The following is a 25,166-nucleotide window of genomic DNA, read 5'->3' on the forward strand; positions in this document are numbered from 1 at the left end:
GATGAGCCTTCAGCACTCGATGATGTTCACCGCCAGCCCGCCCCGGGCCGTCTCCTTGTACTTGACGGACATGTCGGCGCCGGTGTCCTTCATGGTCTTGATGACCTTGTCCAGGGACACCTTGTGGGAGCCGTCGCCGCGCATCGCCATGCGGGCGGCCGTGACCGCCTTGACCGCGGCCATGCCGTTGCGCTCGATGCACGGGATCTGCACCAGGCCGCCTACGGGGTCGCAGGTCAGGCCGAGGTTGTGCTCCATGCCGATCTCGGCGGCGTTCTCCACCTGCTCGGGGCTGCCGCCGAGGACCTCGGCGAGGGCGCCGGCCGCCATGGAGCAGGCGGAGCCGACCTCGCCCTGGCAGCCGACCTCGGCGCCGGAGATCGAGGCGTTCTCCTTGAAGAGCATGCCGATGGCGCCCGCGGCGAGCAGGAAGCGGACCACGCCCTCCTCGTCGGCACCGGGGACGAAGTTGACGTAGTAGTGCAGGACGGCCGGGATGATGCCGGCCGCTCCGTTCGTCGGGGCGGTGACCACCCGGCCCCCGGCCGCGTTCTCCTCGTTCACGGCCATCGCGTAGAGCGTGATCCACTCCATCGCGCGGGCCAGCGGTTCGCCCTCGGCGCGCAGTTGCCGGGCGGAGACGGCGGCCCGGCGCCGTACCCTCAGGCCGCCCGGCAGGATGCCCTCGCGGGACATGCCGCGCGCCACACAGGCCTGCATCACCCGCCAGATGTCGAGCAGGCCCTCGCGGATCTCCTCCTCGGTGCGCCAGGCGCGCTCGTTCTCCAGCATCAGGGCGGAGATCGACAGGCCGGTCTCGCTCGTCAGGCGGAGCAGCTCGTCGCCGGTGCGGAAGGGGTACTTCAGCACCGTGTCGTCGAGCTTGATGCGGTCCGCGCCGACCGCGTCCTCGTCGACCACGAAACCGCCGCCGACCGAGTAGTACGTCTTGGCCAGCACTTCGGCGCCCTGCGCGTCGTACGCCCACAGGGTCATGCCGTTGGCGTGGTAGGGGAGGGCCTTGCGGCGGTGCAGGACGAGGTCGTCGTCGAAGGAGAACGCGATGTCGTGCTCGCCGAGGAGGTTCAGCCGGCCCGACCGCTTGATGTCCTCCACCCGCTCATCGGCCGTCTCGACATCCACCGTGCGCGGCGAGGCGCCCTCCAGGCCGAGCAGCACCGCCTTCGGGGTGCCGTGGCCGTGGCCGGTCGCGCCGAGGGAGCCGTACAGCTCGGAGCGTATGGACGCGACGGACTCCAGCAGCCCCTCGTTGCGCAGGCGCAGGGCGAACAGACGGGCCGCGCGCATCGGGCCGACGGTGTGGGAGCTCGACGGGCCGATGCCGATCGAGAACAGGTCGAAGACCGAGATGGCCACGGGAACTCCTTGGAAAAGGGCGGGGGCACACGCCGTCGGGTGCCCCCACCAGGGAACTACTTGTTCAGACCGGGGTAAAGCGGGTGCTTGTCGGCAAGCGCCTCGACCCGGGCCTTCAGCGCCTTGGCGTCGGCCGCCCCAAAGGGAGAAGGCGCCTTCAGCGTCTGGGCGATCACGTCCGCGACCTCGGCGAAGTCCTCGGCCGTGAAGCCGCGGGTCGCCAGGGCCGGCGTACCGATCCGCAGACCCGAGGTGACCATCGGCGGGCGCGGGTCGTTCGGGACGGCGTTGCGGTTGACCGTGATGCCGACCTCGTGGAGGCGGTCCTCGGCCTGCTGCCCGTCCAGCTCGGACTCGCGCAGGTCGACGAGGACCAGGTGGACGTCCGTACCGCCGGAGAGGACGTTCACCCCGGCCTCACGGGCGTCCGCCGCCGTCAGCCGCTCGGCGAGGATGCGCGCACCCTCCACCGTACGACGCTGGCGCTCCTTGAAGTCCTCGCTCGCCGCGACCTTGAAGGAGACCGCCTTGGCCGCGATCACGTGCTCCAGCGGGCCGCCCTGGAAGCCCGGGAAGACGGAGGAGTTCAGCTTCTTCGCGAACTCCTTCTTCGCCAGGATGATGCCGCCGCGCGGGCCGCCGAGGGTCTTGTGGGTGGTGGAGGTGACCACGTCCGCGTACGGGACCGGGTTCGGGTGGAGACCGGCGGCGACCAGGCCCGCGAAGTGCGCCATGTCGACCCACAGGTACGACCCGGCCTCGTCGGCGATCCGGCGGAACTCGGCGAAGTCCAGCTGCCGCGGGTACGCCGACCAGCCCGCGATGATCACCTTCGGCCGGTGCTCCTTGGCCAGCCGCTCGACCTCGGCCATGTCGACCAGGCCGGAGTCGTCGACGTGGTAGGCGACCACGTCGAACTGCTTGCCGGAGAAGTTCAGCCGCATGCCGTGGGTCAGGTGGCCGCCGTGGGCCAGGTCCAGGCCGAGGATGGTGTCGCCGGGCTGGGCCAGCGCGAACAGGGCGGCCTGGTTGGCGGAGGCACCGGAGTGGGGCTGCACGTTGGCGTACTCCGCGCCGAACAGCTCCTTGATCCGGTCGATGGCGATCTGCTCGGCGACGTCGACGTGCTCGCAGCCGCCGTAGTAGCGGCGGCCCGGGTAGCCCTCGGCGTACTTGTTGGTGAGGACCGAGCCCTGCGCCTCCATCACCGCGAGCGGCGCGAAGTTCTCCGAGGCGATCATCTCGAGGGTGGACTGCTGGCGCTCGAGCTCGGCGTCGACCGCGGCGGCGATCTCCGGGTCGAGCTCGTGCAGGGACGTGTTCAGGACGGACATTCGGCTACGACTCCTCAGCCGGCGGTGTGGGCGACGTACTCGTCGGCGGAGAGCAGGTCGGCCGGCTCCTCCGTGATACGGACCTTGAACAGCCAGCCACCCTCGAAGGGGGCGGAGTTCACCAGCGACGGGTCGTTGACGACGTCCTCGTTGGTCTCGGTGACCTCGCCGGTGACCGGCGAGTACAGGTCGGACACCGACTTGGTCGACTCCAGCTCGCCGCAGGTCTCACCCGCGGTCACGGTGGAGCCGACGTCGGGGAGCTGGGCGTAGACGACATCGCCGAGCGCGTTGGCCGCGAACTCGGTGATGCCGACCGTCGAGACGCCGTCCTCGGCGGCCGACAGCCACTCGTGCTCCTTGCTGTAGCGCAGCTGCTGGGGGTTGCTCATGGCCTGAATTCTCCTGTACGCGCGGGAGCGCTGATGAAGGGGGGACTGCGAGGGACCGCAATGAACGCGTGTGCTCAGCGGGAAGGTGTGCGGGGTCACATCCGGACGCCGGGACCCGCGCCCAGTGTCTGCTTCGGCTACTTCTGCCGCTTGTAGAACGGCAGCGCGACGACTTCGTACGGTTCGTGGCTGCCCCGGATGTCCACGCCGACACCCGGCGTGCCCGGCGCCGCGTGTGCCGCGTCGACGTACGCCATGGCGATCGGCTTGCCCAGCGTCGGCGAGGGCGCGCCGGAGGTGACCTCGCCGATCACCGTGCCGCCGACGACGACCGCGTACCCGGCGCGCGGGACCCGGCGGCCCTCGGCGACCAGGCCGACCAGGACGCGCGGCGGGTTCTGCTCGGCGCGCGCGGCCGCCTCGGCCAGAGCCTCGCGGCCCACGAAGTCGCCCTCCTTCTCGAACTTCACCACCCGGCCGAGCCCGGCGTCGAAGGGGGTGAGCGAGGTGGTGAGCTCGTGCCCGTACAGCGGCATGCCCGCCTCCAGGCGGAGCGTGTCCCGGCAGGACAGGCCGCAGGGCACAAGCCCGGCGCCCTCGCCGGCCTTGCTCAGTGCCTGCCACAGCTCGACGGCGTGCTCGGGCTTCACGAAGAGCTCGAAGCCGTCCTCGCCGGTGTAGCCGGTGCGCGCGATGAGCGCCGGGACGCCGGCGACGGTACCGGGCAGGCCCGCGTAGTACTTCAGGCCGTCGAGGTCGGCGTCGGTGAGGGACTTCAGGATGCCGGGGGACTCCGGGCCCTGGACGGCGATCAGGGCGTAGGCGTCCCGGTCGTCCCGGACCTCGGCGTCGAAGCCGGCGGACCGCTCGACGAGCGCGTCGAGGACCACCTGGGCGTTGGAGGCGTTGGCCACGACCATGTAGGTGGCCTCGGCCAGCCGGTAGACGATCAGGTCGTCCAGGATGCCGCCGTCGGCCCGGCAGATCATGGTGTAGCGGGCGCGCCCGACACCGACCGAGGCGATGTTCCCGACCAGGGCGTGGTTCAGCAGCTCGGCGGCCTGCGGGCCGGTCACGGTGATCTCGCCCATGTGGGAGAGGTCGAACAGCCCGGCCCTGGTGCGCACGGCGAGGTGCTCGTCGCGCTCGGAGCCGTAGCGCAGGGGCATGTCCCAGCCGGCGAAGTCGGTCATGGTCGCGCCGAGCGAGCGATGCAGGGCATCCAGCGCGGTACGGCGGAGTTCGGTACTGCTCATCGGTCGGTCGTCTCCCAAAGGCATGACAGGCGAGGTCGTTCCTCCCCATCTGTCATCGGAACCTGAGAGGTTCGCCCTGACCACAGGGCGTGATCATGGCTTGCACCTTGGGTGGGGCCGCTGACACAGCGACCCGCTTTTCAGATGTGCCTCGCCCGCGCGGTAACGGGGCCTGAGAGATTCAAGGGAGGGACTTGCTCCTTCGGCGCCCCGCACCATCGGTGCCGGGGACTCTCCCGCGCGGATTCAAACGGCCGGTATGCAGTTGGCGCGCACATCATCGCATGCCGCCCCCTCTCCTTGACCCACTCGTCTTTTGTGACTGGCCTGTGGCACGGAGCGGACGGAACCGCTGGACATCGTGCATTACCTTCTCTTTACATTCGGAGGGGAGAACCTTTCCTGAACCCCCAGGGAGGACGATCACGGTGACAAGGACCACGGCATACGCGACGACGACGGCCGTCGCCCTGCCCCAGCAGCCGACGGCCCCGGCCCGCGAGCGGTGCGACGAGTTCCCCCACGCTCGGCTGCGCTCGCGCGGGGGGACCCCCATGGCACCGGTCGTCCGCGATCTGCGGGACCGCGCGGGGCGCAGTCCGCGCGGCCTGCTCTTCGGCCCCCGTGACCTGGTGGTGGTCACCGGCCTGCCCGGCAGCGGCAAGTCGACGCTGATGCACCGCGCGGTCCAGGGCCCGCGCATCGACTCCCAGGACGCCCGCGACCGCTGGGCGCGCCGCCTGCCCGGCTTCCTGCCGTACGCGGTGTACCGCCCCCTGGTCCGCCTCGCCCACTACGCCGGACTGCGCCGCGCCCTGCGCTCCGGCGAGGGGGTCGTCGTGCACGACTGCGGTACGCAGGCCTGGGTGCGCGACTGGCTGGCCCGCGCGGCCCGCCGCCGGGGCGGCACGCTGCACCTGCTGCTCCTCGACGTCCCGCCCGCCACGGCCCGGGAGGGCCAGCGCGAGCGCGGCCGGGGCGTCTCCCGGTACGCCTTCCTGCGCCACCGCAGGGCGGCCGCCCGGCTGCTGCGCGAGGTGGAGCGGGGCGAACTGCCCCAGGGCTGCGGCTCGGCGGTCCTGCTCGACCGGGACGCGGCGGACGTACTGCACCGGATCGGCTTCGCGAGCTGAGAAGAGCCGCGGAGAGCCGCGGAGCGCTGAGAAGAGCTGAGGAGACCCGCCTGTACGCGCACAGGTACCCGCTAGCCTTTCAGCCTCAACAGTTGGTCCCAGCAGGCGGTAGGCAGATGGACTTCCCGGCGGACTTTCCCGCGGACTTCCCGGCACAGGCGCACACCCACCCGCACAGCGGTTGGCCCGGCAACGAGCTGGAGGAGGTGCTGTCGGCGTCGTTCGGCATCCCCTCGGCCGGCGGCCGGATCATCGAGGTGCTGGGCCGGAGCTACGTGTGGGTCCCGCTGCCCAACGGCGGCGGCCCTGGCAGCGGGCCGCTCGACCTGCCCACCATGGAGATCGGCGGCCAGGCGTACGTGCCGGTGTTCAGCTCCGAGGAGCAGTTCCGCCAGGTCGTCGGTTCCCACATCGGGTACACCGTCGCCCCGGCCGTGGAGTTCGCCCGCGGCCTGCCCCCGCAGGTCGGCATCGTCGTCAACCCGGACGGCATGGTCGGCGTCCCGCTCCCGCCGCAGGCCGTGGCCGAGCTGTGCCGGGCGGGCCGTACCCCGCTCGACGGGCCCGCGAGCGGTGGCCGTGTCCGCCTCTTCGAACCCGACTGGCAGGAGGACCCGGTGGACTTCCTCGCCGCCGCCTCCGCCGAGTTCGAGCTGACCGGCGTCGTCCGCACCGCCCGCCGCTGCCTGGCCGCCATCGAGACGGACGACCCGGTCATGTTCATAGGCGTCGAACTCTCCCAGTGGGAGGGCGACCTGCGGGCCCTGCCCCTGGACGCCCTGGGCAGGGCTCTGGGCGCGGTCCCGGTGCGGTGGCCGGTCAACCTGGTCCTGCTGGACGTGACCGACGACCCGGTGGCCGACTGGCTGAGGACGACCGTCCGGCCCTTCTACCAGCACGGCAACTGAAGCGCCCTCCCCGAGGGGCGCGGGGCCGTGACGGCACACGGCCCGGAGCGACAAGCCACACACAACCCGCACTCGCCGACGGACACCGAGCCGCGCGCTCGCAGGCGCTTAAGCTGTTTCCAGACGCGGGGCGACTTCTCGAAGGGGCGGTAACAGGTGAGCGCGAGCGGCACCGCTGCGACCGGACAGGTCGAGCACATGCTGCGCCAGGTGACGCCCGGGCGTTACGACGCCTACGAGGCACTCCTCAGGGCGCTCGCGACCCCCGCCTCCGGCCAGATCTGGATGCTCCTGTGGCACGGCCAGGCCGGTTCCCCCGACGCCCAGTACGGGAACATGGAGGTGGACGACTTCGGCTACGCGCCCTGCGTCACCTCCGCCCAGGAGCTGTCGGCCAGCGGCTGGAACCGCTCGTACGAGGTGGTCGACGCGGTCGACGTGGCCCGCACCCTCTACCCGGACAAGTTCGGCCTCTGGCTCAACCCGCACGCCCAGGGCGGCGGCGTCGGCATCCCCTGGCTCGACCTGCGCCGGATCGCCACCGGCCTGGACCGCCAGCCCGCCGGCCCGCTGAGCCTGTCCGAACCCGGCGTCGAGGTCCCGCAGTTCTACGCCCTGCTCGCGCAGAACGCCCACCGCACCCAGGCCGTCCGCGCGCTGCGCCGCGCCTGGGTGCAGCCCGCGCTCGGGGCGCCGTACCTCGCCATCGGTCTGGACGTGTACGACGCCTCGCCGGCCGCCGTGGACTCGGTGCGCGCGATGATGCAGCAGTCCGTCGGGGCGGTCCCGGACGGGCTGCCGGTGTCGACGGTCGTGATGTCCGACGAGTACGACCCCGTCGTCATGTGGATGCGGGCCAACGCCCGCCCCTTCTACGACCGTGAGGCGCACGCCCCCGCCCCGCCCACGGCACCCGCCGCCGGGTACGGTTACCCGCCGGCGCAGGGTGGTTACTGAGCAAATCGGGCTTCACGGCCCGCACATGGCTTACGCACACCAGGCGCACTTCTTCGCGCGTAGATCACCGCCGAAACCGCCGAAGTGCCGGGAATACCCCTTTTGCACCAACTGGCATGCGTCCGGGGGTTGTTACCCGCTGTTCGGATAACGGAATCCTCCGCACAGCATCACGGTTGCGCATACTTTCCCCGTCAGCTCTGGCGGGTGATCGCGACGAAGCTGAAGACTCGCGACGCGGACACGCGGTCGAAGGCCGCATGTCCGAGTGCAAGTCGACAAAGCCGCAATCCGCGGCAGGCGCAGGCCGGTCACCACCGGCGAGAGGGGTCAGGTCACTGTGACCGCACCGATCGAGACCACCGGGGCGGCAGCCGAGGCACAGCCGGAAGCTGTGCTCGCGGGTGCCGGTAAGGGGCAGATCGAGGGCCGTTCCCTGGGGCAGATCGCCTGGACCCGGTTCAAGAAGGACAGAGTCGCCGTGGTCGGCGGCGTCATCGTGATCCTGCTGATCCTCGTCGCGATCCTCTCGCGCCCGATCCAGGCGATGTTCGGTCTCGACCCCAACGCCTTCCACCAGGACCTGATCGACGCCAACACCTCGCTGCCCAAGGGCGGCATGGGCGGCATGAGCGCCGATCACCCGCTGGGCGTCGACCCGAAGTTCGGCCGTGACATCGCCACCCGCATCCTGGAGGGCTCCTGGGTGTCGCTGGTGGTCGCCTTCGGCGCCACGATCCTGTCGAACGTGATCGGCGCCATCATGGGTGTCGTCGCCGGCTTCTACGGCGGACGGGTCGACTCGGTCATCAGCCGGCTGATGGACACCTTCCTCGCCTTCCCCCTCCTGCTCTTCGCCATCGCCATCTCCGCCACCCTCCAGGGCGGCGCGTTCGGCCTCAACGGACTGCCGCTCCACCTGAGCGTGCTCATCTTCGTCATCGGCTTCTTCAACTGGCCCTACCTGGGCCGGATCGTGCGAGGCCAGACCCTCGCCCTGCGTGAGCGGGAGTTCGTGGACGCCGCCCGCGGCATGGGCGCCAAGGGCCCGTACATCCTCTTCCGCGAGCTGATGCCGAACCTGGTCGGCCCGATCATCGTCTACTCGACGCTGCTCATCCCGACCAACATCCTCTTCGAGGCGTCCCTGAGCTTCCTCGGCGTCGGCATCCAGCCCCCGCAGGCGTCCTGGGGCGGCATGCTCCGGGAAGCCGTCACGTACTACCAGGTCGATCCCCAGTACATGATCGTCCCCGGACTCGCCATCTTCATCACCGTCCTCGCGTTCAATCTGCTCGGCGACGGTCTCCGCGACGCTCTCGACCCCCGCAGCCGCTAGGCAGCTCCCGAGAGCCCATCAAGTTTCCGATCATGGAGGGGAAGCAGACCATCATGCGAAGGTCAGCACTGGCCGCGATTGCGGCCATCGGCTCCGCCAGCCTGCTCGTTGCAGGTTGCAGCAAGGCCGATGACAACAAGGACGGCGGCACACCGAAGGCGGCCGGTGCCAACAAGGCGACCACGGGTGTCGTCAACGCGTCCACCAAGAAGGGTGGCACGGTCACCTACGAGATGTCGGACGTGCCGGACTCGTTCGACCCGGGCAACACGTACTACGCGTACATGTACAACCTCAGCCGGCTCTGGGCGCGCCCGCTGATGACGTTCGCTCCCGGCCCCGGCGAGAAGGGCAACACCCTCGTCCCGGACCTCGCCGCGAGCAAGGGTGTCTCGAGCGACGGCGGCAAGACCTGGACGTACAAGCTGCGTTCGGGCCTGAAGTACCAGGACGGCACGCCGATCACCTCGAAGGACGTCAAGTACGCCGTCGAGCGGTCCAACTTCGCGCGTGACGTGCTCTCGCTCGGCCCGAACTACTTCCAGCAGTTCATGAAGGACGGCGACAAGTACAAGGGTCCGTACAAGGACAAGAGCGCCAAGGGCCTGTCCTCGATCGAGACGCCGGACGACACCACGATCGTCTTCCACCTGAACCGTTCCTTCCAGGAGTTCGACTACCTGGTCGCGGCCCCGCAGACGGCTCCGGTGCCGCAGGCCAAGGACGACGGCGTCGACTACGTCAAGCACATCGTGTCCTCCGGCTCCTACCAGTTCCAGAGCTACCAGGAGGGCAAGCAGGTCGTCCTGGTCCGCAACAAGAACTGGGACGCGAAGACCGACCCGCTGCGCAAGCAGTACCCGGACAAGATCGTCGTCAACCTGAAGGTCAACGCCGAGACGATCGACAAGGACGTCCAGTCCGGCGACGCCACGGCGGAGCTCACCGGTATCGGTGTCGGCGCCTCCACCCAGGCCAGCCTGCTCAACTCCGCGGACGGCAAGGCCAGCACCGACAACGCCTACGGTGGCCGCCTCGTCTACGCGGCGCTCAACACCAAGGTCAAGCCGTTCGACAACGTCGAGTGCCGCAAGGCCGTCCAGTACGCCATCGACAAGGTCTCCGTGCAGACCGCCGAGGGCGGCCCGATCCGCGGTGACGTCGCCACCACCGTGCTCCCGCCGGACATCACCGGCTACGAGAAGGCCGACGTCTACGCGACGCCCGGCAACAAGGGCGACGTCGCCAAGGCCAAGGAGCACCTGAAGGCCTGCGGCAAGACGTCGATCTCGACCAACATCACGGCCCGCTCCGACCGTCAGCAGGAAGTCGACGCGGCCACGGCGATCATCAGCTCGCTGAAGAAGGTCGGCATCAACGCCACCCTGAAGCAGTTCCCGCAGGGCAAGTACTTCACCGACTACGCGGGCGTGCCGAAGTTCACCGAGAAGAACAACGTCGGCATCATGATGATGCAGTGGGGTGCCGACTGGCCGTCCGGCTACGGCTTCCTCCAGCAGATCCTGAACAGCAAGGCCATCAGCCAGTCCGGCAACACGAACCTGTCGCAGTTCGAGAACAAGGGCGTCGACGCCAAGCTGGCCCAGGCGATCGCCAACCCGGACGTGGCGGCCCGCAACAAGCTGTACGCCGAGATCGACAAGACCACCATGGACCAGGCGGTCATCGTCCCGCTGACCTACTTCAAGGTCCTGCTGTACCGCTCGCCGTACGCGACCAACGTGACCTCCACGTCGGCCTTCAGCGGTCAGTACGACTACCTCAACCTCGGCACCACGAAGAAGTAGCAGCCCCGGAAGGCAGGTGAAGGCATTGGTGCCCGCGGGCTCAGCGGCCCGCGGGCACCAGCGCCGGTCCCCGTGATCTCGTACATCCTCCGTCGGACGGTAGCGGCAGTGATCCTGCTGCTGGTCGTCTCCGCGGTCACCTTCGCCATCTTCTTCCTGCTGCCGAGACTGGCCGGTCAGACAGCGGACCAGCTGGCACAGCAGTACATCGGCAAGAGCCCGTCGAAGGCGGACATCGCCGCGGTCAAGCACAACCTCGGTCTGGACCAGCCCGTCTACGTCCAGTACTGGCACTTCATCAAGGGGATCGCGGCCGGCGCCGACTACAGCGTCGGTCCCAGCACGGTGCACTGCAACGCGCCCTGCTTCGGCTACTCCTTCAAGACCCACGAGGCCGTCTGGCCGAAGCTCGTGGACCGCCTTCCGGTGACCCTGTCGCTGGCCGCGGGCGCCGCCGTGATGTGGCTGCTGTCCGGTGTGGTGATCGGCGTCATCTCCGCGCTGAAGCCGCGCTCGGTCTTCGACCGCACCTTCATGGGCGTCGCGCTCGCCGGTGTCTCGCTGCCCATGTTCTTCACGGGCAACCTGGCGATCCTGCTCTTCACCTACCAGTGGCCGATCTTCGGCCGCACCTACGTCCCGCTCACCGAGAACCCCGCACAGTGGGCCAACACCCTCTTCCCGGCGTGGTGTTCGCTCGCCCTGCTGTACTCCGCCATCTACGCGCGGCTGACCCGCTCGGGCATGCTGGAGACGATGAACGAGGACTTCATCCGCACGGCCCGCGCCAAGGGCCTGCGCGAGCGCAACGTCGTCGTCCGGCACGGACTGCGCGCCGCGCTCACCCCCATCATCACCGTCTTCGGCATGGACCTCGGTCTGCTGCTCGGCGGCGCGGTGATCACCGAGACCGTGTTCTCGCTGCACGGCATCGGTGAGTACGCGGTGGAGGGCATCACCGACAACGACCTGCCCCCCATCCTCGGCGTGACCCTGCTCGCCGCCTTCTTCGTCGTGATCGCAAATCTCCTGGTGGACCTGCTCTACGCGGCCGCCGACCCGCGGGTGAGGCTCTCGTGACCGAACTCTCCAAGACCGGCGCCGCAGTGGGGGAGCCCACCTCCGGCAAGGCGCCCGAAGTCTTCCTCGAGGTCCGCGACCTCAAGGTGCACTTCCCGACCGACGACGGTGTGGTCAAGTCCGTCGACGGGCTCAGCTTCAAGCTGGAGAAGGGCCGGACCCTCGCCGTCGTCGGCGAGTCCGGCTCCGGCAAGTCGGTCACCTCACAGGCCATCATGGGCCTGCACCGGCTCGGCGCGCGCGGCAAGAACGTGCGGATGTCCGGCGAGATCTGGCTGGACGGCAAGGAACTGGTCTCCGCCTCCCCGGACGAGGTGCGCAAGCTCCGCGGCCGTGAGATGGCGATGATCTTCCAGGACCCGCTGTCCGCGATGCACCCGTACTACAAGGTCGGCGACCAGATCGTCGAGGCGTACCGGGTCCACCACGACGTCAGCAAGAAGGTCGCCCGCACGCGCGCCATCGAGATGCTCGACCGGGTCGGCATCCCCGAGCCCGCCAAGCGTGTCGACGGCTACCCGCACGAGTTCTCCGGCGGTATGCGCCAGCGCGCCATGATCGCCATGGCGCTGGTCAACAACCCCGAACTGCTCATCGCGGACGAACCGACCACCGCCCTCGACGTGACCGTGCAGGCGCAGATCCTCGACCTGATCCGCGACCTCCAGAAGGAGTTCGGCTCCGCGGTCATCATGATCACCCACGACCTCGGCGTGGTCGCCGAGATCGCCGACGACGTCCTGGTGATGTACGGCGGCCGGTGCGTGGAGCGCGGCCCGGCCGACGAGGTCTTCGAGCAGCCGCAGCACCCGTACACCTGGGGTCTGCTCGGCTCGATGCCCCGTATCGACCGCGAGACCTCCGACCGGCTCATCCCGGTCAAGGGCCAGCCGCCGAGCCTCATCAACGTCCCCTCGGGCTGCGCCTTCCACCCGCGCTGCCCGTACGCGGACATCCCCAAGGGGAACGTCACCCGCACGGTGCGCCCCGAGCTGGAGCAGGTGAGCACCGGGCACTTCACCGCCTGCCACCTCTCGGCGGAGGACCGTACGCGGATCTGGACCGAAGAGATTGCGCCGAAGCTGTGAGTGAGACGACGAAGACCGGGGCGACGAGCGGCGCCGCCGACGGCGAGGTGCTGCTCAAGGTCGAGGGCCTGACCAAGCACTTCCCGATCAAGAAGGGCATTCTCCAGCGCCAGGTCGGCGCGGTGAAGGCCGTCGACGGCATCGACTTCGAGGTGCGCAAGGGCGAGACCCTGGGCGTGGTGGGCGAGTCGGGCTGCGGCAAGTCGACCATGGGCCGGGTCATCACCCGCCTCCAGGACCCGACCGGCGGCACGATCACCTTCGGCGGGCAGGACATCACGCGGCTGAACACCGGGCAGATGCGCCCGCTGCGCCGCGACATCCAGATGATCTTCCAGGACCCGTACGGCTCCCTGAACCCCCGTCACACCATCGGCTCCATCGTCTCGGCGCCCTTCCGGCTCCAGGGCGTGGAGCCCGAGGGCGGTGTGAAGAAGGAGGTCCAGCGGCTGCTGGAGCTCGTGGGCCTGAGCCCCGAGCACTACAACCGCTACCCGCACGAGTTCTCCGGCGGTCAGCGCCAGCGCATCGGCATCGCCCGCGCGCTCGCCCTGAAGCCGAAGCTGGTGGTGGCGGACGAGCCGGTGTCCGCGCTGGACGTGTCGATCCAGGCGCAGGTCGTGAACCTGATGGACGACCTCCAGCAGGAGCTCGGCCTCACCTACGTGATCATCGCGCACGACCTCTCGGTCGTCCGGCACGTCTCGGACCGGATCGCGGTGATGTACCTCGGCAAGATCGTGGAACTCGCCGACCGCGCCTCGCTGTACCAGGCGCCGATGCACCCGTACACCAAGGCGCTGATGTCGGCGGTGCCGGTGCCGGACCCGAAGCGCCGGGGCGCGAAGAGCGAGCGCATCCTGCTCCGGGGTGACGTGCCGTCCCCGATCGCCCCGCCGAGCGGCTGCCGCTTCCACACCCGCTGCTGGAAGGCCACGCAGGTCTGCAAGACGACCGAGCCGCAGCTCGTGGAGCTGAGGCCCGGTCAGCGGGTCGCCTGCCACCACCCGGAGAACTTCGCCGACCAGGCCCCGCAGGACACGGTGCTGCTCTCGGTGGCGAAGCAGGCGTCGGAGCTGGTTCCGGACGCGGTGCTGGAGGAGTCCGCGGAGACCTCGGCCGCCGTCGCGGCGGAGACCTCCGGCGGTCTCGCGAAGGAGGCCTCGGCGGAGCCCGCCGAGAAGCCGGCCGCCGAGGCCAAGGTTCCGGCCCCCCGGTCCGCCGAGGCCGACCAGGAGGCCTCGACCGCCGAGGCGGCTGCCGACGCCGTGGCTCCGGCCGAGAAGACCGGCCCCGGTGCGAAGACCTCGACCGAGAAGGCCGCTGTCGAGGCCGACTCCGACGAGCCGGCGGAAGACGAGCCGGCCGAGGACGAGTCGGCCGAGGACGAGTCGGCCGAGGACGAGTCTCAGGAGTCAACCGACAAGTAGCACATGACAACTCGGTAAAGTCATGTACATGCATGAACGGGAGAGCGCAGAGTCGTCCGTGTCCGTCTACTGACCGGCACATGCACGAAGGGACGACCATGACACTCTCCCGTTCGGCACGTTTAGGGGCTGTCGCCACCGCGGCGGCCTCGTTTCTCGCCATCGGCGCCGCCTCCGCCCCCACCCCGGGTGCCGACGGCATCGGCGACAGCTACTTCCCGCAGCTCGGCAACGGCGGCTTCGACGCCCGCCACTACGACCTGTCCGTGGCCTACGACCCCGGCACCGATCGCCTCGACGGCCGTACGACGCTCACGGCCCGGGCCACCCAGAGCCTCTCCTCCTTCGACCTCGACCTGCAGAAGCTGGAGGTCACCCGGGTCGAAGTGAACGGCAGACGGGCCCAGTTCACCCGGGACGGCGACGAACTGCGGATCACCCCGCGCAGCCCCCTGCGCAAGGGCCGGACCTTCACCGCCACCGTCACCTACGGCGGCGTACCCGAACCCCTCGGCGGCCCCATCGTCTTCGGCTCGAACTACGGCTGGATGAAGACCGACGACGGCGTCTTCGTCGCCTGCGAGCCCAACGCCGCCTCCACCTGGTTCCCGTCCAGCGACCACCCCTCCGACAAGGCCACGTACGACATCCGTATCAAGGCACCCAAGGGCCTGACCGGCGTCTCCAACGGCCGGCTGGTCTCGACGTACGACAAGGGCGCCTCGACGTACACCCACTGGCGCGAGAACCGGCCCATGGCGACCTACCTCGCGACCGCCACCATCGGGAAGTTCGACGTGAAGACGGGGAAGACGCCCTCCGGCATCCCGATCTACGTCGCCATCGACCCGGTGCTGAAGAACAGCAACAGCGTCGACGTGTACGCCGTCACCGCCGCCGCCACGGACTACTGGTCCCAGGTCTTCGGGCCGTACCCCTTCGAGGAGACGGGTGCGATCGTCGACGACATGCCCCAGGCCGGGTTCTCCCTGGAGGTGCAGAGCAAGCCCGCCTACTCGGCCGTGCGCAACGAGTCGACGATCGTGCACGAGCTGGCCCACCAGTGGTTCGGCGACTCGGTCAGCGTGGCGCAGTGGAAGGACATCTGGCTGAACGAGGGCTTCGCCACCTACGCCCAGTGGCTGTGGGCGGAGCACCAGGGCACCCGCTCCGCGCACGACTCCTTCCTGGCCGGCTACGACTCGCGCCCCGCCGACTCCGCCTTCTGGCAGATCAAGGTCGCCGACCCGCAGCGCGACACCATGTTCGCCTCGGCCGTCTACCAGCGCGGCGCGATGACCCTCCAGGCCCTGCGGGAACGGATCGGCGACAAGGCGTTCTTCAAGCTGCTGCCCGCCTGGACGAAGCTGCACCGGTACGGCAACGCCGACACTGACGACTTCATCCGCCTCGCCGAGAAGGTGAGCGGACAGCAACTCGACGATCTCTTCCAGACCTGGCTGTTCACCACAGGGAAACCGGCATTGTGAGCCTCGCTTTGTAAGGCTCACACCCTCTGACAGGTGAGAATGTCAGGGTGGTCGAGCAACTCTTCAGTCCCTCCGTCCAGCACACCCTGGATGTCGTCGGCATCTTCGTCTTCGCGATCTCCGGTGCGCTGCTGGCCGTGCGCAAGAACTTCGACGTCTTCGGCATAGCCGTCCTCGCCGAGGTCACGGCGCTGGGCGGAGGGCTGTTCCGGGACATCGTGATCGGGGCCGTACCGCCGGCCGCGTTCACGGACCAGGGGTACTTCATCACCCCGCTGCTCGCCGCGGTCCTGGTGTTCTTCCTGCACCCGCACGTGGAGCGCATCCAGGTCGCGGTCAACGTCTTCGACGCGGCCGGCCTCGGCCTGTTCTGCGTGGCCGGCACGACCAAGGCGTACGACTACGGCCTCAACCTCACCGCCTCGGCGGCCCTCGGCCTGGCCACCGCCGTCGGCGGCGGTGTGCTCAGGGACGTGCTCGCCAACGAGGTGCCGTCGCTGCTGCGCTGGGACCGTGACCTGTACGCGGTCCCGGCGATCGTCGGCGCCTCGATGGTGGTGCTGTGCATCCACTACGACCTGCTGACCCCGTACACCACCGCTCTCGCCGTCGTCACCGCTTTCGTGCTGCGCCTGCTCGCGATGCGGTACCACTGGCGAGCGCCGCGCGCGTGGAACCGCCGGTCGACGGTGTCAGAGGAGTAGAGCCGGTAGAGCCGTCCATGGCCGCCTTCCGCGGCCGGTTCTTGCCCATCTGGAGGGTCAGCCAGCGGAAGGAGGGCACCACCTGCGGACGCCACAGCGCCATGGTGTGGCCGCCGGCGCTGCGCGGCAGGAACACCACGTGCACGGTCGTCGGCGCCTTGGCGATCGATTCCAGGGCCACGCCCGCCTGGTAGCCGTCGCCTGACTCGCCGGAGGAGTACAGCGCGATGCGGGGCGGCACGGCCGACTTCTTGAGGAGCAGGTAAGGATTGTTCGCCGCGCGCAGGGCCGGGGACTGCGCGGCGAGCGAGTTGCGTTCGCCGATCGGGTCGTTGTACCCGGACAGGCTCACGGCGGCGCGGTAGCGGTCGGGGTGGGCGACGGCCAGCTTGACCGCGCAGTGCGCGCCCGCAGAGTACCCGGCGACCGCCCAGCCGGACGGCGCGGGCTCGGCGCGGAAGTTGTCCATGACCATCTTGGGCACGTCGATGCTCAGCCAGCTGTCGGCGTTCACCGTGCCCGGGATGTTGGCGCAGCCCGTGTCCACCCCGGCCAGCAGATTGGTGCGCGGCGCCACCAGGATGAACGGCGCGACCTGGCCGTTCTTCATCAGCGGCAGCAGCTGCTCGTGGGCCTTCATGGAGCCGAACCAGGCCTTCGCCGAGCCGGGGTAGCCCGGGAGCAGCTCCACGACCGGGAACCTGTGGTGGCGGTAGGCGGGTTCGTCGTACTGCGGCGGCAGCCAGACGTAGACCTCGGCGTTCACGCCCGACACCCGTCCCTTGAGCTGGGTGACGCGGACCCCGCCGGCCGCGCGCATACCGGGGCCGTCGGCGGCCTGGAAGGCCGCTTTGACCTTGGGCAGCCGCTTGAACGCTATGCCGCCGGTGCCGTCCCGGCCGAGGTCGGCGGCCTGCTGGACGTGGTTGCCGGTGCCGAGCAGGTCGGCCCAGTTGTCGTAGAGGTTGTTGGAGTTGTTGACGAGGAGGAACACCAGCGTCACCGCCGTGCCCTGGGCGAACAGCAGCATCAGCACCCGGGCCGCGACGCGCAGCGCCTTGGGCCCCCGAATCCTCGACCACAGGGCGAGCGGCAGAACGAGGGCGACGACGGACAGCACGATCGTCGTGTAGAGGAACGCAGTCCCGGTGAGGCTCATGCCTTCATAGAGGGGGATCAAGGTCTCCGGGTTACGGACGTGTCCGGACACTTACCGAACAATTGCCGGGATCTCACCCGACAGGCGCCGTCCTGCCGTCCGCGTCTCGTCATGCGCACGCAACATCCAAAGCTACCGCTTAGTAATTTCCTGTTGTACGGTTCACCCATGCCAGAAGCAGCCTCCGCCCCGACGCGGGCCGTGATCGGCGCCAGCGAGTTCGACCGCGACACCGCGGTCACGCGGCGCGAGCCCGGGGTCTACGACATCGACCTCTCCGCCGGCTGGACCATCATCAACGCGGTCAACGGCGGCTATCTGCTGGCCGTGCTCGGCCGGGCCCTCGCGGACACCCTCCCGCACCCCGACCCCTTCACGATCTCGGCGCACTACCTCACCGCCTCCCAGCCGGGCCCGGCGGTCGTCCGCACCGAGACCGTCCGCACCGGCCGCACCCTCTCCACCGGCCAGGCGTCCCTCTTCCAGTACGACGAGGCGGGAGGCGAGGTCGAGCGGATCCGCGTCCTCGCCTCCTACGGCGACCTCGACTCCCTCCCCGACGACGTCCGCACGACGGCCACGCCGCCCGCGATCCCGCCCATGGACCAGTGCTTCGGCCCCGAGGACGGTCCGGCCCCGGTCGAGGGAAGCTCCGCCATCACCGACCGCCTGATGCTCAAGCTGGACCCGGCCACCCTCGGCTGGGCACTCGGCGCCCCCTCCGGCAAGGGGGAGATGCGCTCCTGGTTCGGCCTCGCCGACGGCCGGGACGCGGACCCCTTCGCGCTGCTGCTCGCGGTGGACGCGCTGCCCCCGACGGCCTTCGAGATCGGCCTGTCCGGCTGGGTCCCCACGGTCGAACTGACCGTGCACGTACGCCACCGCCCCGCGCCGGGCCCGCTGCGAGTCGCGATCACCACCCGCAACCTGGCCGGCGGCTTCCTGGAGGAGGACGCCGAGGTCTGGGACAGCACGGACCGCCTGGTCGCCCAGTCCCGCCAACTGGCCCGCGCCAGGCTCAGCTGAGCGGGACGCGGCCGAGCCAGGCGGCCAGGCGGGTGTAGGCGTCGGCGTCTTCGGGGGACTCGACCACGTCGGCGAAGGGGGTGTCCGCGTCGCGCCGGGGGTCCGGCAGAACGCGGCGGGCTATGGCGAGGGCGAACTCGGCGAGTTCCGGGTCGAGTTCGTGCGGGTGGCCGATGGACTCGGCGAGGTCCCAGGTGTGCGTCACGAGTTCCATGACGTACCCCGACAGCGCGGCGTGGCCGGGGACCTCGCCCCACGGTACGCGGACCGGGGCCGTCAGCCGCTCGTCGCTCTCCCACGCCTTGAGGACCCGGGTGCGCGCCTCGTCGTACACCGCCGCCCAGTCGGCGTCCTCGACACCCTCGGCGAACGGGTGGACCGCGAGGCCGTCACCGCCCTCGCCGACCACCGCGATCCGCCGGGTGCCGCCGACGACGTGGCTGAGCAGGGTGCGTACGTCGAACTCGGCGCAGGGCGTGGGGCCGGACAGCTGCTCGGGCCGCACGGTCTTGACGAGGGCCGCCATCTGCTCCGTCGCGCGGGCGTACAGGGGGCGGGGGTCGATGATGTCCATGGGGTGCCTCTCCTTGAGTCGGCGAGTGGTCGAGTCGTCGGATCGTCGAGTCGTCGAGTCGTCGGAGCGAGCATCGCCGGATAACCTGACATCCGCCGTCAACATTTGGCACGAGGTGTCCGACGGCGTGATCCTGGCCGGGTGAAGTCCGACCGCCTGCTGTCCATCCTGCTCCTCCTGCAGACCCGGGGCCGGGTCCCGGCACACGAACTCGCCCAGCGGCTCGAGGTGTCGGTGCGCACCATCTACCGCGATGTCGAGGCACTGTCCGCCTCCGGCGTCCCGGTGTACGCCGAACGCGGGCGGCACGGCGGCATCGAACTCCTCGCCGGGTTCCGTACGGACGTCACCGGTCTCACCGCCGACGAGTCCCGCGCCCTGTTCATCCTGGCCGCCCAGGGCGCGCACGCCGCCCTCGGCCTGGACGCCGCCCTCGGCTCGGCGCTGCGCAAGGTGATGGCGGCCCTGCCCGCGCCGCACCGGCCGGCCGCCGAGGTGACCAGCCGCCGGATCCTGGTCGACGCCACCCGCTGGAAGAGCGGGCCGCAACGGGCCGTCGACCTGGAGACACTGCAGGACGCGGTGTTCGCCGACCGGCGGCTGCGCCTGCGCTACCGGCACAGCGGGGAGCAGGAGCCGAACACGTACACCGTGGACCCCTACGGCCTGGTCGCCAAGGCGGGCATCTGGTACCTGGTCGCCGACCGGCGGGGCAGGCCGCGGCTGTTCCGCGCCGACCGGGTGCACTCCGCCCGGGTCCTGGACGACCCCGTGCGCCGCCGGCCCGGCGTCGAACTCGCCGACGCCTGGGAGGTGCTGCGGCAACAGGTCGAGGAGTCGCCGGGGGGCGTGGAGGTCACCGTACGGGTGCGCCGGGAGCGCCTCGACATGTTCGTCCGGATCACGGCATCCTTCCTGGCCGGACTCCCCGACGACGACGGCGAGGGGGAGTGGGTGACCGCAAGGCTCAGCTATCCGTCCGTCCGCGCGGTCCGCCAACTGCTCGCGTTCGCCGACGGGGTGGAGGTCCTCGCGCCGCCCGAGGCACGCGCCGAACTGCCGGCCGCGGCGCGTTCTGTCACGGACCTGTACCAGTGAGTAGGCCCGGCTCGCAGTCGAAAGACCAGGTGAGAGCGGGTACTTGGGGTGCGCTTTACCCGGTGGACAGGGCGGTCACAGGAAGTACCCAAGAACGCCCTAAGCGCCGTTGATTGAGTGCCCGCCTCAGGACTTCCTCACCCTCTCTGGAGCTGGCTCTCATGAAGCGTGCACGCCTCGTCCCGGCCGTCGCCCTGCTCGCGCTCTCCCCGCTGCTGCTGACCGCGTGCGGCTCGGGCGACTCCTCGTCCTCCGGTAGCGGCTCCGCCCAGCAGAGCTGCCAACCACCGTCCGGGATGCCGACCGGCGGCGCGTCCGGGCGCCCGAGCGGCGCGCCGAGCGGTGCACCGTCCGGCGCCCCTTCGGGCGCGGCCTCGGGCAAGCCGACCGGAGCCCCCTCGGGTGCCCCCTCCGGCATGCCGAGCGGTGCGCCCGGCGGCGGCCAGGGCGGCCCCGGTGGCGGTCAGGGCGGAGGCTGCGGCGGGCCCGGCGGCGGGCAGCCGGGGCAGGGGCAGCAGGCTCAGCAGGGCTGACGGGGGTTTCGTACCGCAGGGGCGGCGGGTCCGGTGAACGGGCCCGCCGCCCCTGCGCGTCGGCGCTGGTCAGTCGTGCCAGTGGTGTCGGCCGACGCTGATCAGCCGCAGCTGCCGCGTCGCGAGCCGGGTGACGCGCTCCCGCTCCTCCTCGGAGGTGGCCGGTGCGTCCTGGGACCCCTGGGACCCCTGGGTCTCCTGTGCCTCCAGGAAGAGGGAGGCCGTGATCAGCATCTGGTCGACGTAGAGGTGCGCGAGCATCAGCAGATCGTCGTCGCTCCACCCCTCCGCCTCGGGATCCTTGGCCAGCTCGGCCCTCACCTCCTCGGCGAACCGGGCCAGTTGGGCCCGGATGGCCTCCCGTACCGGCTGGACCCCGCCGTGGCGCTCGCGGGCGATGAAACGGACGTGCGCGGGGAACGCGTCGACGTGGTGCGCGATCAACTCGACGGCCTTCGCGATGCGTTCCTCGCTGTCGCCCGCCGAGGACACCGTCGTCCGCACCATCGGGTGCAGGCTGCCCAGCGCCTCGTCGACCAGGGCCACGCCGAGGTCCGCCGTGGAGCGGAAGTGCCGGTAGAACGCGGTGGGCGCGACTCCGACGGCGCGGGTGACCTCGCGCAGGCCCAGGCTGCTCAGGCTCTGCCCCTCCAGCAGCCCCAACGCCGCGTCCAGGAGCGCCTGCCGGGTCTTCTGCTTCTGGGCCTGCCGGATCCCGAGGGTGTGACTCATGTCATCCAGTTAACAACTGTTCTCTGGAATTGAAAAGCCTTGGGGAGCGCTAGACTCAGAAGTCAGTGAACAAGTGTAACCACAACTGTTCACCGAAGCTTCACGCGAGCACCTCGGAGTACCTCGGAGCTGCTCGGAACTCCTCGGAAAGGGGGATCCATCCCATGCTGTTCATCGTCGCGGCTCTCCTGCTGTTCGGCCTCGTCCTGGGCACCGTGGCCCACGTGCCGCTGACCTTCAGCGCCATCGCCGCCGTCGTCATCGCCACCTGGCTCGGCGTCTTCGCGCTCCGCGAACGCCACGGCCGCCGGCGCGGCACGTCCGCCAACTGACCCGCACCCGCCCGCCATCCGTCCACCACTCATCCGTCCCTCTGTTCCGTCGGGAGCCGACCACCATGCAACTCACCGCACCGGCGACACGCCGTACCGCCGTCCGCGACGCCGACGGCATGGCCGTCGCGTCCTTCATCCTCGGCCTCCTCGGCCTCCTCGTCCTGAACCTGTTCCTCGGCCCGATCGCCATCGTCCTGGCCGGTGTGGCCCTGTGGCGGGGCACCGCCCGCCGTGGCCGCGCCCTGCTCGGCATGGGCCTCGGCGTCGCCGACCTGCTGGTCCTGGTGGCCTTCATGCAGGTGGACAACACCGTGTCCTGGAGCTTCTAGGGAACTCCCGCAGAGCTCCAGGGAGCTTGGCGAGCCGTACGAGCGCGTGGGAAGCGGCCTGGACGAGCCGCGACCACCGCCGAGGTGCCCCGTAGAATCGGGCTCACCATGGCTTACCTCGACCACGCCGCGACCACCCCGATGCTCCCGGAGGCGGCAGAGGCACTGACCGCCCAGCTGAGCATCACCGGCAACGCGTCCTCCCTGCACGCATCCGGCCGCACGGCCCGCCGTACGGTCGAGGAATCCCGCGAGACCCTCGCGGACGCGCTGGGCGCCCGCCCGAGCGAGGTGGTCTTCACCTCCGGCGGCACCGAGGCCGACAACCTCGCCGTCAAGGGCCTGTACTGGGCCCGCCGCGACGCCGACCCGGCCCGCACCCGCGTACTGGCCAGCCCCGTCGAACACCACGCCGTCCTGGACGCAGTCCACTGGCTCGGCGAACACGAGGGCGCCACCGTCGAGTACCTCCCGGTCGACTCCTACGGCCGTGTCCACCCCGAGGTCCTGCGCGAGGCCATCGCCCGCAATCCCGAGGACGTCGCCCTGGCCACCGTCATGTGGGCCAACAACGAGATCGGCACGGTCCTGCCGGTCCGTGAGCTGGCCGACGTCGCGGGTGAGTTCGGCATCCCCCTGCACGCCGACGCCGTCCAGGCCTTCGGCCAGGTCCCCGTCGGCTTCGCCGCGTCCGGCCTCGCCGCGATGACCGTCTCCGGCCACAAGATCGGCGGCCCGTACGGCATCGGCGCCCTCGTCCTCGGCCGCGAGTGGGCCCCCGTACCCGTCCTGCACGGCGGCGGCCAGGAGCGCCACGTCCGCTCCGGCACCCTGGACGTCCCTGCCATCGCCTCCTTCGCCGTGGCCGGCCGCCTCGCCGCCGAGCAGCGCGAGTGGTTCGCCCGCGAGATCGGCGCCCTGCGCGACGCCCTGATCGAGGCGGTCCGCACGGCGGTCCCCGACGCGATCCTGGGCGGCGACCCGGTGGACCGGCTCCCGGCCAACGCCCACTTCACCTTCCCCGGCTGTGAGGGCGACTCCCTGCTGCTCCTGCTCGACGCGCAGGGCATCGAGTGCTCCACCGGCTCGGCCTGCACGGCCGGTGTCGCCCAGCCCAGCCATGTCCTGCTGGCCACCGGCACCGACCCGGACCTGGCCCGCGGCACCCTGCGCTTCTCCCTCGGCCACACCTCGACCGAGGCGGACATCGAAGCGGTCGCGAAGGCGATCGGCCCCGCGGTGGAGCGTGCACGCGCCGCGGGGCTGACCTGACGGCCGGGCTGAGGGCCGGCGTGGCCTAACTGTCCGTCGCGCCGGCACTCGCGGTGGCGCTGGCACTCGCCGTCGCGGTCGCACTCGCGGTCGCCGAAGCCGTTGCCGATGCGCTCGGACTGGCTGAGGCTGTCGAGTCGCTGCTGCTCGTACTGGTGGTGGATGAACCGTCATCCGTCACCATCAGGGACGCCATCATGCCCTCGTCCTCGTGCTGGAGCAGATGGCAGTGGAGCATGTACATGTAGGTGTCGTCGGCGAAGTCGGTGAACTCCATGGCGATCTTGATCGTTCCGCCGCCCACCACCTCGTAGGTGTCGTACCAGCCGAGCTGGACGCCGCTGGCATCCGTGCCGTCGACGGAGATCAGCTGGTACGGCACGTCATGCAGGTGGAAGGAGTGCTCCAGCTGCGTGTTGTTCTTGATGGTCCAGATCTCCTTGGACCCGAGCGTCGTGCTGATCATGGCCATGGAGGACATGGTGGTCCCGGCCGAGCCGTTGATCAGCATGGTGGCGCCGCTCTGGCCGAGCGTGATCGTCCGGGCGGTGAAGTCGCTGGTGTCGTACCGGTCGATGGTGTTGAGCGTGCTGGGCAGGTCGTCCGGGGTGTCGCTGCCGCTCGCGGTGACGGTGAGGAAGTCGTAGGTGCCGCTGCCGCCGCGCACCCAGCCGGTGGTGATCACCGCCTGGAGCGTGACGTCCTCGGTGAGGTCCATGACGACCTCGGCGCGGGCGCCGGCCACCAGACGGACGGAGGTCACCTCGGCGGCCTCGGCCAGATACCCCTGGTCCGTGGCGATCTGCGTCATCGTGCCGCCGTCGCTGCGCTGGACGGTGATGATGTCGGACGGCGAGGCGTTCAGGATCCGGAAGCGGGTGCGGGTCTTGGTCGCCTCGAAGGTGAGCGTGGTGTCGTCGACGTTCGTGCCGTTGCACAGCACCGGGTAGACGAGGCCGCTGCTGAGATAGCCGGTCAGGTTGTACTTGACGTCCCCGGACGTGTCGGCGGCCAGGCACTGGAGGATGATCGGGATGTCGTCGACGCCGTAGTCGCTGGGCAGGGCGGCGGAGGTGTCCGAGTCGTCCTCGACGATGATCATCCCGGCCAGTCCGGCCACCACCTGCTCGGCCGTCGTGCCCAGGGCGTGGGGGTGGTACCAGAGGGTCTTGGCCTCGTCCTTCACCTCGAAGGTGGGGGCCCAGGTCTCCCCGTCGGCGAAGGCCACCTGCGGGCCGCCGTCCATCTTGGCCGGGACGTGGGCGCCGTGGAAGTGGACGGTGGTGTCCGCGCCCAGGCTGTTGGTGATGTTCAGCAGTACCGTGTCGCCCTTGGTCCACTTCATGGTCGGGCCGAGGTACGACTGGTTGTAGCCCATGGTGTCGCTGGTGACGCCGGAGACCACCTCGCTGGTCCCCGTCTTCGCCTCCAGAGTGAAGGTGGTGGTGCCGTCCGAGGTGGTGCCCTCCAGGAGGTCCGGGACGGTGAGCGTGCCGGACGCCGCGGACGCCTTGTCGCTGCCGTTGCGCAGCATCGCGAAGGTCGTGCCGGCCGCCCCGGCCGCCGCCAGCCCGAACCCGGCCATCCCGCCGAGGAACTTCCGCCGGTGCAGGCCCTTGCCGCCCTTAACCCTGCTGCCCTTGGTGTGCTCCTGCTTGGCGCGCCCGCGCTTGACGTGGGTGCCGTTGTCGCTTCCGCCCGCAGTGGTGTCGGGCTCGGTGATGTCAGCCATGGCCCCGGATGTTTGACGTATGGACTATGTAAGGACTGAGCCCAAGCTGGGGGGAAGCCGCGCGGGCTGTGAGACCGCCG

Annotated in this window: 24 protein-coding genes and 1 riboswitch; of the genes, 16 read left to right on the plus strand and 8 right to left on the minus strand. The window is 70.1% G+C overall.

What is annotated here, in order from left to right; genetic code table 11:
- Positions 1 to 9 precede the first annotated feature (9 nt).
- The 4 genes from ACH45E_RS38230 to gcvT all read right to left on the minus strand — a co-directional run bounded on the left by ACH45E_RS38230 (position 10) and on the right by gcvT (position 4,359).
- Entirely contained in the window at positions 10 to 1,377 is a 1,368-nt protein-coding gene (locus tag ACH45E_RS38230; protein WP_361452179.1) for an L-serine ammonia-lyase, read from the minus strand.
- Positions 1,378 to 1,433: 56 nt separating this feature from the next.
- Complete coding sequence (glyA, locus tag ACH45E_RS38235) at positions 1,434 to 2,711, minus strand: serine hydroxymethyltransferase (protein ID WP_361452176.1); 1,278 nt, start codon at positions 2,709 to 2,711, stop codon at positions 1,434 to 1,436.
- Positions 2,712 to 2,725: 14 nt separating this feature from the next.
- Positions 2,726 to 3,103: a glycine cleavage system protein GcvH gene (gcvH, locus tag ACH45E_RS38240; protein WP_361452173.1), complete on the minus strand. Its 378-nt coding sequence runs from the start codon at positions 3,101 to 3,103 to the stop codon at positions 2,726 to 2,728.
- A 137-nt stretch (positions 3,104 to 3,240) separates the two neighbouring features.
- Positions 3,241 to 4,359 carry a glycine cleavage system aminomethyltransferase GcvT gene (gcvT, locus tag ACH45E_RS38245; protein ID WP_361452170.1) on the minus strand — a complete coding sequence of 373 codons (1,119 nt, stop codon included), beginning with the start codon at positions 4,357 to 4,359 and terminating at the stop codon, positions 3,241 to 3,243.
- A gap of 150 nt (positions 4,360 to 4,509) precedes the next feature.
- Positions 4,510 to 4,608: riboswitch (glycine riboswitch) on the minus strand.
- A 173-nt stretch (positions 4,609 to 4,781) separates the two neighbouring features.
- On the opposite strand from gcvT, the gene ACH45E_RS38250 reads away from it, so the two are divergent.
- The 10 genes from ACH45E_RS38250 (at position 4,782) to ACH45E_RS38295 (ending at position 16,296) form a co-directional block, all read left to right on the plus strand.
- The gene (locus ACH45E_RS38250) at positions 4,782 to 5,492 is read left to right on the plus strand and encodes an AAA family ATPase (RefSeq protein WP_361452274.1); all 711 of its coding nucleotides are present in this window, start codon (positions 4,782 to 4,784) and stop codon (positions 5,490 to 5,492) included.
- Between the two features lie 116 nt (positions 5,493 to 5,608).
- On the plus strand, positions 5,609 to 6,400 hold the full coding sequence (locus tag ACH45E_RS38255) for an enhanced serine sensitivity protein SseB (protein WP_361452167.1): 792 nt from the start codon (positions 5,609 to 5,611) through the stop codon (positions 6,398 to 6,400).
- Between the two features lie 156 nt (positions 6,401 to 6,556).
- Positions 6,557 to 7,357, plus strand: coding sequence for an enhanced serine sensitivity protein SseB C-terminal domain-containing protein (locus tag ACH45E_RS38260; RefSeq protein WP_361452164.1), 801 nt, complete (start codon positions 6,557 to 6,559; stop codon positions 7,355 to 7,357).
- Between the two features lie 340 nt (positions 7,358 to 7,697).
- Entirely contained in the window at positions 7,698 to 8,696 is a 999-nt protein-coding gene (locus ACH45E_RS38265; protein ID WP_361452161.1) for an ABC transporter permease, read from the plus strand.
- A gap of 32 nt (positions 8,697 to 8,728) precedes the next feature.
- Positions 8,729 to 10,504 (plus strand): ABC transporter substrate-binding protein, encoded by a 1,776-nt coding sequence (locus ACH45E_RS38270; RefSeq protein ID WP_361452158.1) that lies wholly within the window; start codon positions 8,729 to 8,731, stop codon positions 10,502 to 10,504.
- Positions 10,505 to 10,576: 72 nt separating this feature from the next.
- Positions 10,577 to 11,584 (plus strand): ABC transporter permease, encoded by a 1,008-nt coding sequence (locus tag ACH45E_RS38275; RefSeq protein ID WP_361452155.1) that lies wholly within the window; start codon positions 10,577 to 10,579, stop codon positions 11,582 to 11,584.
- Complete coding sequence (locus ACH45E_RS38280; protein WP_361452152.1) at positions 11,581 to 12,672, plus strand: ABC transporter ATP-binding protein; 1,092 nt, start codon at positions 11,581 to 11,583, stop codon at positions 12,670 to 12,672. The genes ACH45E_RS38275 and ACH45E_RS38280 overlap by 4 nt, the downstream gene beginning before the upstream one ends.
- Positions 12,669 to 14,102: a dipeptide ABC transporter ATP-binding protein gene (locus ACH45E_RS38285; protein WP_361452149.1), complete on the plus strand. Its 1,434-nt coding sequence runs from the start codon at positions 12,669 to 12,671 to the stop codon at positions 14,100 to 14,102. Before ACH45E_RS38280 ends, ACH45E_RS38285 begins: the two co-directional genes overlap by 4 nt.
- Positions 14,103 to 14,200: 98 nt before the next feature.
- Entirely contained in the window at positions 14,201 to 15,592 is a 1,392-nt protein-coding gene (locus ACH45E_RS38290) for a M1 family metallopeptidase (RefSeq protein WP_361452146.1), read from the plus strand.
- Between the two features lie 47 nt (positions 15,593 to 15,639).
- On the plus strand, positions 15,640 to 16,296 hold the full coding sequence (locus ACH45E_RS38295) for a trimeric intracellular cation channel family protein (RefSeq protein ID WP_361452143.1): 657 nt from the start codon (positions 15,640 to 15,642) through the stop codon (positions 16,294 to 16,296).
- Here ACH45E_RS38295 and ACH45E_RS38300 read toward each other — a convergent pair.
- Positions 16,205 to 17,455 carry an alpha/beta hydrolase-fold protein gene (locus ACH45E_RS38300; protein WP_361452140.1) on the minus strand — a complete coding sequence of 417 codons (1,251 nt, stop codon included), beginning with the start codon at positions 17,453 to 17,455 and terminating at the stop codon, positions 16,205 to 16,207. The two genes, ACH45E_RS38295 and ACH45E_RS38300, sit on opposite strands and share 92 nt — an antisense overlap.
- Positions 17,456 to 17,623: 168 nt before the next feature.
- On the opposite strand from ACH45E_RS38300, the gene ACH45E_RS38305 reads away from it, so the two are divergent.
- Positions 17,624 to 18,481, plus strand: a complete 858-nt coding sequence (locus ACH45E_RS38305; protein WP_361452137.1) for a thioesterase family protein — start codon at positions 17,624 to 17,626, stop codon at positions 18,479 to 18,481.
- Here ACH45E_RS38305 and ACH45E_RS38310 read toward each other — a convergent pair.
- Positions 18,474 to 19,055 (minus strand): TIGR03086 family metal-binding protein, encoded by a 582-nt coding sequence (locus tag ACH45E_RS38310; RefSeq protein ID WP_361452134.1) that lies wholly within the window; start codon positions 19,053 to 19,055, stop codon positions 18,474 to 18,476. The genes ACH45E_RS38305 and ACH45E_RS38310 overlap by 8 nt on opposite strands.
- 141 nt (positions 19,056 to 19,196) lie before the next feature.
- Here ACH45E_RS38310 and ACH45E_RS38315 point away from each other — a divergent pair, with 141 nt between their 5' ends.
- Both ACH45E_RS38315 and ACH45E_RS38320 read left to right on the plus strand, forming a co-directional pair.
- Positions 19,197 to 20,153, plus strand: coding sequence for a YafY family protein (locus ACH45E_RS38315; RefSeq protein WP_361452131.1), 957 nt, complete (start codon positions 19,197 to 19,199; stop codon positions 20,151 to 20,153).
- Positions 20,154 to 20,314: 161 nt separating this feature from the next.
- Positions 20,315 to 20,686: a hypothetical protein gene (locus ACH45E_RS38320; RefSeq protein ID WP_361452128.1), complete on the plus strand. Its 372-nt coding sequence runs from the start codon at positions 20,315 to 20,317 to the stop codon at positions 20,684 to 20,686.
- Positions 20,687 to 20,755: 69 nt separating this feature from the next.
- Here ACH45E_RS38320 and ACH45E_RS38325 read toward each other — a convergent pair whose 3' ends face one another.
- Positions 20,756 to 21,418, minus strand: a complete 663-nt coding sequence (locus ACH45E_RS38325; protein WP_361452125.1) for a TetR family transcriptional regulator — start codon at positions 21,416 to 21,418, stop codon at positions 20,756 to 20,758.
- Positions 21,419 to 21,582: 164 nt separating this feature from the next.
- Here ACH45E_RS38325 and ACH45E_RS38330 point away from each other — a divergent pair, with 164 nt between their 5' ends.
- The 3 genes from ACH45E_RS38330 (at position 21,583) to ACH45E_RS38340 (ending at position 23,354) form a co-directional block, all read left to right on the plus strand.
- Positions 21,583 to 21,750, plus strand: a complete 168-nt coding sequence (locus tag ACH45E_RS38330) for a hypothetical protein (RefSeq protein ID WP_361452122.1) — start codon at positions 21,583 to 21,585, stop codon at positions 21,748 to 21,750.
- Between the two features lie 65 nt (positions 21,751 to 21,815).
- Complete coding sequence (locus tag ACH45E_RS38335) at positions 21,816 to 22,082, plus strand: DUF4190 domain-containing protein (protein WP_361452119.1); 267 nt, start codon at positions 21,816 to 21,818, stop codon at positions 22,080 to 22,082.
- Between the two features lie 108 nt (positions 22,083 to 22,190).
- Positions 22,191 to 23,354 (plus strand): cysteine desulfurase family protein, encoded by a 1,164-nt coding sequence (locus ACH45E_RS38340; RefSeq protein WP_361452116.1) that lies wholly within the window; start codon positions 22,191 to 22,193, stop codon positions 23,352 to 23,354.
- 25 nt (positions 23,355 to 23,379) lie between these two features.
- Here ACH45E_RS38340 and ACH45E_RS38345 read toward each other — a convergent pair whose 3' ends face one another.
- Positions 23,380 to 25,086 carry a multicopper oxidase domain-containing protein gene (locus ACH45E_RS38345; protein ID WP_361452114.1) on the minus strand — a complete coding sequence of 569 codons (1,707 nt, stop codon included), beginning with the start codon at positions 25,084 to 25,086 and terminating at the stop codon, positions 23,380 to 23,382.
- Positions 25,087 to 25,166: the final 80 nt, after the last annotated feature.

It is taken from the genome of Streptomyces sp. NPDC020299, from assembly GCF_044387825.1.
Lineage (GTDB): Bacteria > Actinomycetota > Actinomycetes > Streptomycetales > Streptomycetaceae > Streptomyces.